Below are 13088 nucleotides of genomic sequence, written 5' to 3'. Positions count from 1 at the left end.
ACATTTTAGTCACTAATCATTCCATCAACCATAACCAATTTTCTATCTGCCATTGCGGCTAATTCTTCGTTGTGAGTTACTATGATAAATGTTTGACCTAATTCATCGCGAAGTTTAAAAAATAATTGGTGTAAGTTTTCGGCTGCATGCGTATCAAGATTCCCAGAGGGTTCGTCGGCAAAAATAATTGCTGGTTTATTGATTAAAGCTCTAGCTACAGCTACTCTTTGCTGTTCGCCACCCGAAAGTTCATTAGGTTTATGATGTATTCTATGGGAAAGTCCTAGATATTCTAATAATTTTTTGGCTTCTTTTTCTGTTTCAGTTTTTGATTTTTTGGCTATAAATGCAGGGATACAAACGTTTTCTAATGCTGTAAATTCGGGCAACAATTGATGAAATTGAAAGATAAAACCTAAATTCAAGTTTCTAAATTTTGACAATGTTTTATCATCCATTGAAATAATATCTTGGTTATTTATTCTTAATTCAATTGTGGATTCTATATTTAATTTCCCAGAAATATTGGGTTTGTCTAAAGTTCCAAGAATTTGCAATAGCGTTGTTTTTCCTGCTCCAGAAGCCCCTACTATAGAAACAATTTCTCCTTTTTTAATAAGTAAATCAACACCTTTTAATACATGGAGTTGATCATAATATTTATGTAAGTTTTTTGCTTGAATCATCTTTGGAATTGTTTTGACAAAGTAACAAAGATTTCATATGATTAATGAAATTATCTGTGCTTATTTGCCTACTGATTTATAATAAACTTTATTTAGTAATTTTTGAATATAAAACCAAGCCCCATACTTTTTAGCATTTTTTTAGAAAATGGGAAAAAGAATTTTGATTGCCCAAAGAGATAGCCGAAAAATATTAACATGAAGGGGTAAACCGGTAAAACGAGAAGTAATAAAAATAAGTAATAGAAAACCCAATGAGTATTTTCATTATTTACTCCAAAATAATTCATTGCAAAACTGGATATTTTTGCTGATAAAGAACCATTTATAGCAAAAACAATAAAAATAATTACAAATTGATAATTTGAAGTAATTCCCCAACGTTTTTTTAATGAATCCATCTTTATTTCAAATGATTACAAATGTAAAACTTTATCGAATAGGAACATAACCATAAAGATTTTGTTTGTAGGTGTTTTGAAAAAAAATCATATAATTATAAATCAAATAATTCACTTCATATCCATAGTTTATATTTGGGTCATAATCAATACTCATTTCATATAAGTTTGGGTCATAAAGTTGAGGTTGTAAAACACGATTGTTCCATTCTCTAATATACATTAGGTTTTTGTTTTCAAGAAAAGATTGTGTGTGATAATTTCTTGGGAATGCTCTAGAGTTAAGCCAAGCGTTAAAACCTATATCAATAATAATAACTTCATATTTTAGCTCCTCATTTGATATTCTAATGGTGTCATTTTGGATTAACAATGGTTTTTTATCACTTGTAATAGCCTTTTTTGAACCTTTGCAAGCTATCAAACTAATGAAAATAAGCACTACTATATAAATGAAATTTTTCATAAAATAAAACATAATTATAAAGTTACAAAAACATAGCTTTGATTTAGTTTTTGGATATAAAAAAGTCGGTAAATAAAAGTTACCGACTTGATTTATAGAATTGTATTATTGTTTACCAAAAATTTATTTTACTCCTAAACCTCCACTTTTTTAGTTACAGCTGCCATTGCATCTTCGATTCCCACTTTTCTATCACCATCTTGATCTAGTCCGATCATGCCACTATATTTTGAAACAGCATCCTTTAATGAAGAATTTCCACTACCACCGATGTTATTGATTAAATAAGAAACTTGAAAACTAGAATCGTTAGGGTCTTTAGCCTTTTTTATCAACGAACTTAACACTTTTGGAATTAAATTCCCTGCAACTCCCTAATTAACAGCATGATCTAACCCAAATTTAGCTACCAAAGAACTAGTGAGTTATTCTGTTAATTGTATTATTATTGGATTATTTCTGTTAGCAGTATTATTGCCTTGTAATAACTCTGCAAGCTCTTCAGCTACTCCATTTGAGGCTATGTCTTGTAGTCACGAAAAAATAGAGCTACTAGCTTCATTCATTACAGCTTCGTTATGTTAATTGGGTATGGCATCATTTTTTATAACAGCATCATTTCCATATTGTTGTACTAATTGTGTTAATTGTTCAAACATAATAACATTTTTAGATTAAGTATCAAAGCTTACAAAAAAAGGGTGATTTATTAAACATGTTAATAAATTACCCTTAGAAATATAATTGAGGAAATATTATCCTAGTATGCTAATAATTTGACTAGCTAATTCGGTACCAATTCTATCTTGAGCTTCTCCAGTTGCAGCACCAATGTGTGGTGTTAACGAAATTTTTGAATGCATCAAAATTTTCATTTCTGGTTTTGGTTCACTTTCAAAAACGTCTAAACCTGCAAAAGCAACTTTTCCACTGTCTAAAGCGGCAATTAATGCAATTTCATCAATCACACCGCCACGAGCACAGTTTACGATTCCAACACCGTCTTTCATGATGGCTAATTCTTTTTCGCCAATAATATACCCATCTTGAGCAGGAACGTGTAACGTTATAAAATCAGATTCCTGAAACAAGGATTCTAAAGATTGTGATACTATAGTTGTAGTAATCGATTGTCCATCAAAAAATTCTACTTTTACATCTACTGTTGGAATAAAACTATCGGCAGCAATAACTTTCATTCCTAGTCCAAGTGCCATTTTTGCAGTAGCTTGACCAATACGACCAATACCAACGATTCCTAAAGTTTTACCTCTTAGTTCCACGCCATCAGCATAAGCTTTTTTCAAACCGTCAAAGTTAGAATCTCCTTCTAAAGGCATATTTCTATTAGAGTCGTGCAAGAAACGAACTCCTGAAAAGAGGTGTCCAAATACCAATTCTGCTACTGATTCTGATGATGAAGCTGGAGTATTGATAACATGTATCCCTTTGCTTTTTGCATAGTCCACATCGATGTTATCCATACCTACACCACCGCGACCTATAATTTTTAAGCCTGGGCAAGCATCAATAATGTCTTTACGAACTTTGGTAGCACTTCTTACTAATACCACGCTTACGTTGTTTTCGTTTACGAAATTGGCAACTTGTTCTTGGGCTACTTTAGTAGTTATTACTTCGTAACCTCCTTTTTCTAAAGCTAGAATTCCACTTTTTGAAATCCCGTCATTGGCTAATACTTTCATTTTTTATAATTTGTATATTGTAAAATTGTATTTTGTATTTCAAAACTGCAACCTGCAATCTGCAACCTGCAATCTATATTTTTCCTTCCAAAGCTTTCATAACATCAACCAATACTTGCACACTTTCGATATTCATAGCATTGTACATAGATGCTCTGTATCCACCAACTGAACGATGCCCTGGCAAACCTGAGATTCCAGCTTCTTTCCATAAAGCGTCAAAAATAGGAGCGTGTTCTTCATCATTCAATAAAAAAGTTGCATTCATAGTAGAACGATCTTCAACTACAGAAGCTCCTTTAAATAATGGGTTTCTATCAATTTCTGAATATAACAATGTTGCTTTAGCGATATTTAGTTTTTCAACTGCTGCAACACCACCTTTATCTTTTATCCATTTCAAGGTGAGTAAAGCTGCATAAACTGGAAAAACAGGAGGTGTGTTATACATACTTTCTGCTTTGATATGTTTTGTGTAATCAAGCATACTCGGAATTGCACGTCCGTTTTTACCAAGAATTTCTTCTTTTATTACTACTAATGTGGTTCCTGCAGGACCCATATTTTTTTGGGCTCCAGCATAAATAATATCAAATTTCGAAAAATCCAAAACTCTTGAAAATATATCAGAACTCATATCACAAACTACAGGAATATCCAAACTTGGAAATTCTTTCATTTGGGTTCCAAAAATAGTGTTGTTACTGGTGCAATGAAAATAATCAGCATCACTAGGAACAGTATATCCTTTTGGAATATGGTTGTAGTTTGATTCTTTTGATGAGGCAACTATTACGGTTTCTCCAAAAAATTGAGCTTCTTTTATAGCTGCACTTGCCCAAGTTCCTGAATCAAGATATGCCGCTTTACCGCCTACTTTCATTAAGTTGTATGGTGCCATTATGAACTCTAAACTAGCACCGCCTGCTAAGAAAAGAGCTTGATATCCTTTGCCTTCTAATCCTAAAAGTTCAATTGCCAAAGCTCTAGCTTCGTCCATAACAGCAACGAAATCTTTGCTTCGGTGTGAAATTTCTAGAATAGATAAGCCTGAATTATTAAAATCTAAAATAGCTTCTGCAGATTTTTTAAAAACTTCTTGAGGTAATATAGATGGTCCTGCGCTGTAATTGTGTATTTTCATAGTTTTGATGGTATTCAATTTTTAAAAATGCAAATTTCGGAAATAGCAGTTGAATAAGCATTATATAATCCGAAATAATTCAATATTTTTTTTACTATGTTGTTAACAAAAACGCAATAGTATCAACATTGTCAGCATAATCCCATAAATTAGGTCTTTGAGTTTGACCAAAATCAATACTGTTTTCAATAAGATTATTACTTACAATGCATTGAATTTTATCTTGTTCTGATGTTAGTTTTAATTGCAAATCAGTCAAATCTTCATAAAATTCATAAAAAACACTAGAAATAGGAGAGGAATAGCTAGCATCTTCTTTGAGTGTCAAAAAACCATTATCTAATAATTTAAAATTACTCATCAAAAAAACAGCCTTGTTATAATCATAATTATTGGCGTATTTTTCATATTGAATCACGTCTTGGTATTCGAAAATAGCTTCAAAAAAAGCAGTAAACGAATAGTTTTTCGGAACAAAAAGTTTTGAGACATTTCGACACCCTAAACCAAAATATCGAAATATATCTTCACCTAAGGCCTTCAATTGGTCTGAAGTTTCATTCCCGTTCAAGACTGCCACCGAATTTCTATTTTTTCTAATGATGCTGGGTTTGTCTTTGAAGTAATACTCAAAATAGCGCGCTGTATTATCACTTCCTGTTGCAATAATGGCATCAAAATTCTGCAATTTACCTTCAACGAATGTGATTTTTTTTGCCAATTTGGGTTCGATTGCAATACTATATTTTGCCAAAAATGGCAATAAATGTTGATCGTTTGAGGAGGTTTTTATCAAAACACTATTTCCAGTGATTAACACCGATAAAAAATCGTGAAATCCAACTAAGGGAATGTTTCCAGCTAAAATGAGTCCTATATTTTTAGGATTATTTTCTTGAAGATTATAGGGGTTAAGCCATTGATTTATATTTTCTTCGGTTAATGCATTTGCCCACGATTGAATCGAAAAATAAATGTTTTCAGGAGTGTACCATCCGTTATGTGATTGGGAGAGCAGTATTAAATTTGCAAAATCATCAAAGAATAAATTATTATTCAAAACATTCGGTTTTTCAACATTTCCTTCCTCAGAAAATTGACTTAAAAACATTCCTAATTCAATAAAACATTTTTTTTTATCGTTTTGTGTCATAAGTAATTTGTATATGAAGAGTTTTGATTGTAATTTTGCACAAAAGTAATCATAATTACGTCGATAGTCAAATGTCATAAAGTCAAAAATAATTGACATTCGACATTCGATATTCGACATTAAGACTAATAAAAATGGCAATTATAATAACAGACGAATGCATTAATTGTGGGGCTTGTGAACCAGAATGTCCAAATACAGCAATTTATGAAGGTGCAGATGATTGGAGATATAAAGACGGAACCAAAGTAAAAGGTAAAATAATTTTGCCTTCAGGAGAAGAAGTAGATGCTGATGAAGCTCAAACACCAATTTCTGATGAAGTTTATTATATTGTTCCAGGAAAATGTACAGAGTGTAAAGGATTTCATGATGAGCCACAATGTGCTGCGGTTTGCCCTGTTGACTGTTGTATTCCAGATGATAATCATGTAGAAACTGAAGAAACTTTATTGAACAGACAAGCTTTCTTGCATAATGAATAGATGAAAATTGCCTTTTGGTATAAAAAAATCCTGTTCGCCACGGCGAACAGGATTTTTTTGTTTTTGTAGAAATACTTGATTAGAAATTAAATCCTAATCTAGCATAGTAATAAGCTCCGTTGAAACCCATTTGAACGGCATCCCAATATCCTCCTGCTTCAACCCAGTCATCCTGTTGGTCTGGATAAATATTGAATAAGTTATTGGCCCCAAGGCTTAATTTAACGTTATTCGATAGTTTATAGCCCATAGTTAAATCGGTTACAATTTTTGAAGTGTAAGTGTCGGTTGCGGCTGCTATTTTGTTTTCAAAAGAACCATAATCGGCATCATCTTCATACGCCTGATAGTCTAATAATTTAACTTCACTATATCTTGTAAAAGCTACACCGGCATCAAACCTTTTTTTACTGTAATTAAAGTTTAAGCCATATTTACTGGCAGGCGCTGAAGCTAATAAAAACGCTTTGTCTCTTTCTCCAAAAAAGGTTTGCTCATCTAAATCTTTGTTATTTACTTTTAAGATTTTCATTTCGTTAAAGTTTCCTACTAACGAAGCTCCAAAATTTGATTCTCCAATCTTTTTTCTCCAAGCTAAAACAAAATCAACTCCTTTAGTTTCAGTATCAACACCATTAGTGAAAAATTGAGCATTATCAACACCCAAACCTTTTGTTGATGCATCAAAATAACCTGTCAAAACGATTCTGTCTTTCACTTTTACCCAATACCCATCAATAGTAGCGGTAAATGCGCCTTCTTTTATGGTAAATCCCAAAGATCCATTTAATGCTTTTTCTTCGTTTAATTCGCCTATACCAAATGCTTTGGTAACAGGACTGTTATTAGCTGACAATAAAACTTCCGAAGCTCCAGAACTACTAAAATTAGTAAAACTGGTGTTGTAATAAATTTGAGCTAAAGATGGCGCTCTAAATCCAGTACTGAAAGAACCTCTTAAATTGACATTCTCAGTAAGTTTGAATCTTGAAGCAATTTTTCCATTTAATGTACTACCAAAATCGTTGTAATTTTCAAAACGAACCGCCCCACTGAGAAGTAATTCTTTTGTAATATCAAACTCAGTATCTAAATAGGCAGCAAAACTAGAACGACATTCATCAACTTCGTTTTTTGTACTGTAACCTGGAAAACCTTGTGATCCTCCGGGTCTTGGATCTCCAGAAATATCATCAATTGGAGCAAATTGAGTTAGTGGGTTGGTAATTGGGTTACCATTAATATCATAAGTTGCATACGATCCTGTTTCTCCTGCAAAAATCTCAAAATTTTCAGTACGATATTCGCCACCAAAGGCTAAATTCATACCTTCTAAAACGTCAGTGTAGTTTTTAGAAAAATCTAAATTGGTTGTGTTTTGACTTAAGCTATGACCACCCGCATCAAATTCTGTTGGCGAAGCGGCTTCTAACGAAGCATTTAGAGTTCCTTTGATGGTGTAGTCAAAAATATTTTTACCAAAAGCATTGCTCAAATCAATTTTCCATCCATTTGCAGTTTTAGTTTTAAAACCTGCAACAATTGAGTTGTCAACAATAACCGATGTAATTCTAGGTGTATATCCCCCAGGATAAATATCTTCTACCACTCTTGCGCCACCATTTCTTGTAAAAGCATAGGCATCAGTATCACGGTGATTTCTTCCTCCAAAAGCATAAAAATCGATTTTATCTGTAATAGGAAGTGATAAATTGGCCATGACATTTGAACTGGTAATTTCGGCCTCGCCAAATCCTTTTCTAAAATCAAATCCTGGACGCAATGTTTTTTCTTTATTTAATAATTCGGTAGTAAAGTTTACAAATCCACCTTTTTGACCTAGTTTAACACCATAATTTGCTGATATTTTGGTTGAAAGTCCGTCTAAATTTGGCGCTTTACGAGTGGTATTCCCATTTCCATCTTTGTCTAAATAATTCCATTTTGTATTGGTGGTTCCTTCTGGAAAATCACCTTGAGCATCTGTATTATAGGCTCCAAAAGTAATCGCACCAGTCAGTTCGTTAACATTATCATTGAGTACAATATTTATAACTCCAGCAATAGCATCAGATCCATATTGTGCTGCAGCGCCATCTCTTAATATTTCTATCCGTTTTATCGAAGCTGCAGGAATGGCGTTCAAATCGGTTCCTGTATTTCCTCTACCACGAGTTCCAAACAAATTGATTAATGAAGATTGATGTCTTCTTTTTCCGTTGATTAATACTAATGTTTGATCAGGTCCCATTCCTCTTAATGATGCTGGATCTACGTGATCGGCACCATCAGAACCAGATTGTTTATTAGCATTAAATGAAGGAGCAACATATTGAAGGAGTTCATTAATTTCTAATTTTCCGCTTTGTGTTGTTACTGCTTTTACATCTATAATATCAATTGGAACAGCCGAATTAACCACCGTTCTTTTGGTGTTTCTAGAACCAACGATTACAACATCTTTTAGTTCTTGTCCTTTAATTTCAGCTTCTTTGGTTGTGCTTGGTACTTCTTGTGCTACAACATACGAAACATTTAGAATTAGCATTAATAATGTAATTTTTTTCATAATTTGAGTGAATTGGTTAGTAAATTGATTTAGTAAATTGATTTAGTAAATTTTTTCAATTGTCTGCAATTTAACATAAATTTAAAATATTTGACAGCCTCGGAAGAATTATTTCTTCATTTTTATTAAAAAGCTAAAAAAGGCTTTTTTTATATTTATTAACTTAACCCATTGAGTGTAATTAATAAAAAAAAATAATTATTGACTAAATAAAAAATTTAACCACATAGATTCATAGAATAAAGAGTTTGATAGACCAATTCTTGGTTCCAAATAGCTATGTTTTTCTCGAATTAAGTGGAACGACTTTCAAAATTTTCAGAATCTATGTTTCTATGTGGTAAAAAAAATCATAAAAATTGAATTACACCTAACGGGTTAACTTATTGTTTTGATTATTTTTTAATAAATTTTGAAATGGATTCTTTTCCATTGATAGTCATTTTAACAATATAAACTCCTTTTTGAAGTCCGCTAGTTTGTATTGTAGTCGTTTTATTTACTTGTTTTTTTGCTAATACATCTTTTCCTAATAGATTATAAATAGTGATTTTTTGAATTTCTTCTTTGGCTTCTATTATCAATTGGTTTGATACAGGATTTGGATACAAATTAACTTTTGAAATTCAATAATTTCTGAAATTTTAAATAATAGATATAAAAGCTATATTTGCACACTTTAAAAAATCAAACTATAATGAAAGCAGGAATTGTAGGATTACCCAATGTTGGAAAATCAACCTTATTTAATTGTTTATCTAATGCCAAAGCGCAAAGTGCGAACTTTCCGTTTTGCACCATTGAACCTAATATTGGTGTCGTTAATGTGCCTGATCCCAGAATTGAAAAATTAGAAGAATTGGTAAATCCTGAGCGTGTTCAAATGGCAACAGTAGATATTGTTGATATTGCTGGATTAGTAAAAGGAGCCAGTAAAGGGGAGGGTTTAGGAAATCAATTTTTAGGAAACATTAGAGAATGTAATGCAATTATACACGTTTTGCGTTGTTTTGATAACGATAATATTGTGCATGTTGATGGCAATGTGAATCCAATTCGAGATAAAGAAACTATAGATATTGAATTACAATTAAAAGATTTAGAAACGGTTGAAAAACGTTTGGAAAAAGTAAAACGAGCTGCTAAAACTGGCAATAAAGAAGCCCAACTCGAAGAAGGATTGTTAAACCGAATTAGAGAAACATTGCTTCAAGCTAAATCGGCAAGAACAGTTATCCCAAAAGGATATGAAGAAGAAGAATTGATGGAAAGCTTCCAATTAATAACTTCAAAACCCGTTTTGTATGTTTGTAATGTAGATGAAATTTCAGCAGTGAGTGGAAATAAATATGTAGATCAAGTTCGCGAATTAGTAAAAGATGAGGACGCCGAAGTGATTATACTTTCGGTAGGAGCAGAAGCCGATATTACCGAATTAGAAAGTTACGAAGAACGCCAAGTTTTTTTGGAGGATATGGGTTTGAGTGAGCCAGGAGCATCGGTTTTGATTCGTGCCGCGTATAAATTATTAAAACAACAAACATATTTTACGGCAGGAGTTAAGGAAGTTCGTGCTTGGACGATCAATATTGGAGCTACTGCGCCTCAGGCGGCAGGAGTTATTCATACTGATTTTGAAAAAGGATTTATTCGTGCTGAGGTAATTGGGTATGAAGATTTCGTTCAATATGGTTCTGAAGTTAAATGTAAAGAAGCTGGAAAATTCAAGGTAGAAGGTAAAGAATACATAGTTAAAGATGGTGATGTAATGCATTTTAGGTTTAACGTGTAAGAAAAATTAATCATATAAAATTAAAAAACGCCTATAATTATTAATTGTAGGTTTTTTTTGTTTTTTTAAAAACAATTTCGTTACTTTATAATAATTAAATATGATCATTATGAAGCTACAGCAAGTGATTGTTGATAAAGATAATTTAGAAACAGTTCTTTATTCAACCGACAATTTTAATTCACAAAAATCTAATTTAGTTCTAGCTTTTGGAGAACGTACTTTTCTAGAATCTTTATCGCCGTATAAAAAATTAAGAGCATTATATCCCAATGCTCAAATTGTGATTTGCTCAACATCGGGTCAAATATTAAACACCAATTTAGTAGAGAATAGTTTAGTAGCAACATCGATTCAGTTTGAAAAATCGTCAATAAAAGTTACTGAAATAGATATTTTATTAAATCCTGATATTAAAGAACTTGGTAATAAAATTAAAGGAGAACTTTTGAGTGATGATTTAAAATCAATTTTAATTATTTCTGAAGGAAGTTTTATAAACGGTACTGAACTCATCAATGAATTGATTTTTCAAACAAAAAAATTAGTTCCAATATTTGGAGGATTAGCTGGTGATGAATACAACTTCGAAAAAACAGTGGTAGGTTTAAATCGTGATGCTTCTCCAGGTAAAATTGTAGCCATAGGTTTTTATGGAGATGCTTTGCATTTTGGTTTTGGTTCTGAAGGCGGTTGGAGTGATTTTGGTCCTGAGCGGGAAGTAACCCATTCCGACAAAAATGTTTTGTATAAAATAGGAAATCGATCAGCCTTGGAAATTTATAAAGAATATCTTGGGAAATATGCCGATGAATTGCCCGGTTCTTCTTTGTATTTTCCTTTATCAATGAAAGAAAATCAAGATTCTGAACCGATTGTAAGAACCATTTTATCTATAGATGAAGAAAAAAAATCAATGACTTTTGCTGGAAATATTCCAACTGGATCTACAGTTCGATTTATGAAAGGAAACATTGATAAATTAATTGACGCTTCCTATCAAGCTGCGGAAGCAATTCATACAAATCAAATTCATCAACCAGAATTGGCTTTTTTGGTGAGTTGTGTGGGTAGAAAGATTGTTTTAGGCAATAGAATTGAGGAAGAAATTGAAGCGGTAAAAGAAGTTTTTGGAGATAAAATATTAGTTTGTGGTTTTTATTCATACGGCGAAATATCTCCAAATCTAAATAAAGTGGCCTGTGAATTGTACAATCAAACAATGACACTAACGACCATTTTTGAATCATAATTATATGGAAAACGAAAATATTCATAGACAACTAAAACGTCAAATAGCGAAATTTTTGCCTCAAGATTTGTTGCAAAATAATCCAGATTTGCAGCAGTTTATCAAAGCCGTTAATTTATCCTATTTGAGTTTTGATCGTGATGCCGAGCTATCGGAGCTGTCTTCTCGATTAAATGACAAAGAATATTTTCAAATTAATTCGAAAATTAAAGAGGAGTTAGAACAGAATAGAAAAATACACGATGAATTAATTTTTGCCATCAAACAACTAAGTGATGGTGAAATAAAACTCGAAAGGGATGACAGCTTGATTGATTTAATAACTATTTTGAATAAGGAGATTGATTCAAAAAAAGAATTTGAGGATCAATTATTTTTGGCTAAAGAGAATGCTGAAAAAGCAAACAACGCCAAATCAGATTTTCTTTCCGTTATGAGCCATGAAATCAGAACGCCATTAAATGCTATTATTGGTTTGATTTACATCATGGAAAAAGAAAATTCTTTTGCCAGTTTTGAAGAGAATATAGATGTGTTAAAACACTCAGCTCAAAATCTTTACCTTCTGATAAATGACATTCTTGATTTTAATAAAATTGAAGCTGGAAAAATTGACATCGAACATATTCCATTCGACTTTCATGAATTGGTAACACAAATCGGAAAATCATTAGAAGTAAAATCGCAAGAGAATTCAAATATAATTGAAATTAATATTGATAAAGATTTCACTTCAAATATTATCAGTGATCCACTTAGACTTGGACAAATTATAACCAATTTAGTTTCAAACGCTATCAAGTTTACCAAAAATGGTTTGGTACAAGTAAAAGTGCATCAAATAGAAAAAACTAATGATATTTCTAAGTTTGTTGTTCAGGTTATTGATAATGGAATCGGAATTGAAAGAGAAAAATTTGAACAAATTTTTCAGCAATTTGAACAAGCTGAAAAGAGTACTACCAGAAAATTTGGAGGTACTGGGTTAGGACTTATCATTTCAAAAAAATTATTGCAATTATTAAATTCAGAAATTAATTTACAAAGTGAAATAGGAGTGGGTTCTACTTTCAGTTTTGTGCTAGAAGTTCCTTATTTCACCAATAGTTCCGATTTGAATAATAATGTTTTATACCACGATTATAAAGAGGAAAATTTAGAAGGAATGCATGTTTTACTCGTTGAAGACAACTTGATTAACGTAAAAGTAGCTGAAAAAATATTATCGCATTGGAATGTAAAAGTAGATATTGCTCTCAATGGATTGTTGGCTACCCAAAAATTCAAGGTCGATAAATACGATGTTATCTTGATGGATTTGGCTATGCCAATTATGGACGGATACGAAGCTACTTCTATCATCAGAGGCAAGGATACAGCAATTCCGATAATTGCTCTAACCGCTTCTGCTTCTTATGGCTATCTCGAAAAAGC

The 13088-nt window shown here is 32.0% G+C and carries 13 protein-coding genes; 4 read left to right on the top strand and 9 right to left on the bottom strand.

Going from position 1 to position 13088, the window contains the following annotated elements; translation table 11 throughout:
* Positions 1-5 precede the first annotated feature (5 nt).
* The 7 genes from ACKVOD_RS01260 to ACKVOD_RS01230 form a co-directional block, all read right to left on the bottom strand.
* On the bottom strand, positions 6-686 hold the full coding sequence (locus tag ACKVOD_RS01260; protein WP_409207668.1) for an ABC transporter ATP-binding protein: 681 nt from the start codon (positions 684-686) through the stop codon (positions 6-8).
* Between the two features lie 92 nt (positions 687-778).
* The gene (locus tag ACKVOD_RS01255; protein WP_409207667.1) at positions 779-1087 is read right to left on the bottom strand and encodes a DUF6787 family protein; all 309 of its coding nucleotides are present in this window, start codon (positions 1085-1087) and stop codon (positions 779-781) included.
* Positions 1088-1118: 31 nt separating this feature from the next.
* Entirely contained in the window at positions 1119-1553 is a 435-nt protein-coding gene (locus tag ACKVOD_RS01250) for a DUF6146 family protein (protein ID WP_409207666.1), read from the bottom strand.
* Positions 1554-1687: 134 nt separating this feature from the next.
* On the bottom strand, positions 1688-1900 hold the full coding sequence (locus ACKVOD_RS01245; protein WP_409207665.1) for a hypothetical protein: 213 nt from the start codon (positions 1898-1900) through the stop codon (positions 1688-1690).
* A gap of 408 nt (positions 1901-2308) precedes the next feature.
* Positions 2309-3259 (bottom strand): D-2-hydroxyacid dehydrogenase, encoded by a 951-nt coding sequence (locus ACKVOD_RS01240; RefSeq protein WP_409207664.1) that lies wholly within the window; start codon positions 3257-3259, stop codon positions 2309-2311.
* Positions 3260-3332: 73 nt separating this feature from the next.
* On the bottom strand, positions 3333-4403 hold the full coding sequence (gene serC / locus ACKVOD_RS01235) for a 3-phosphoserine/phosphohydroxythreonine transaminase (protein ID WP_409207663.1): 1071 nt from the start codon (positions 4401-4403) through the stop codon (positions 3333-3335).
* 94 nt (positions 4404-4497) lie between these two features.
* A complete protein-coding gene (locus ACKVOD_RS01230; RefSeq protein ID WP_409207662.1) occupies positions 4498-5556 on the bottom strand; it encodes an acyl-CoA reductase in 1059 nt (352 codons plus the stop codon).
* Positions 5557-5690: 134 nt separating this feature from the next.
* Here ACKVOD_RS01230 and ACKVOD_RS01225 point away from each other — a divergent pair, with 134 nt between their 5' ends.
* Entirely contained in the window at positions 5691-6041 is a 351-nt protein-coding gene (locus tag ACKVOD_RS01225; RefSeq protein ID WP_409207661.1) for a 4Fe-4S dicluster domain-containing protein, read from the top strand.
* A 79-nt stretch (positions 6042-6120) separates the two neighbouring features.
* On the opposite strand, the gene ACKVOD_RS01220 is transcribed toward ACKVOD_RS01225, so the two are convergent.
* Together ACKVOD_RS01220 and ACKVOD_RS01215 are read right to left on the bottom strand one after the other, a co-directional pair.
* A complete protein-coding gene (locus ACKVOD_RS01220; protein WP_409207660.1) occupies positions 6121-8610 on the bottom strand; it encodes a TonB-dependent receptor plug domain-containing protein in 2490 nt (829 codons plus the stop codon).
* A 395-nt stretch (positions 8611-9005) separates the two neighbouring features.
* Positions 9006-9221, bottom strand: a complete 216-nt coding sequence (locus ACKVOD_RS01215; protein WP_409207659.1) for a T9SS type A sorting domain-containing protein — start codon at positions 9219-9221, stop codon at positions 9006-9008.
* An 86-nt stretch (positions 9222-9307) separates the two neighbouring features.
* Here ACKVOD_RS01215 and ychF point away from each other — a divergent pair, with 86 nt between their 5' ends.
* From ychF to ACKVOD_RS01200, 3 genes are all read left to right on the top strand, one after another.
* Entirely contained in the window at positions 9308-10402 is a 1095-nt protein-coding gene (gene ychF, locus ACKVOD_RS01210; protein WP_409207658.1) for a redox-regulated ATPase YchF, read from the top strand.
* A gap of 109 nt (positions 10403-10511) precedes the next feature.
* Positions 10512-11654, top strand: coding sequence for an FIST signal transduction protein (locus ACKVOD_RS01205; protein ID WP_409207657.1), 1143 nt, complete (start codon positions 10512-10514; stop codon positions 11652-11654).
* A 4-nt stretch (positions 11655-11658) separates the two neighbouring features.
* Positions 11659-13088: ATP-binding protein (locus ACKVOD_RS01200; RefSeq protein WP_409207656.1), on the top strand; the 1430-nt coding region annotated here is incomplete at its 3' end.

The organism is Flavobacterium sp. (genome assembly GCF_046155325.1).
Taxonomy (GTDB): domain Bacteria; phylum Bacteroidota; class Bacteroidia; order Flavobacteriales; family Flavobacteriaceae; genus Flavobacterium.
Note: the sequence above shows the minus strand (reverse complement) of the source record. Positions and strands in the feature narration are given on the sequence as shown.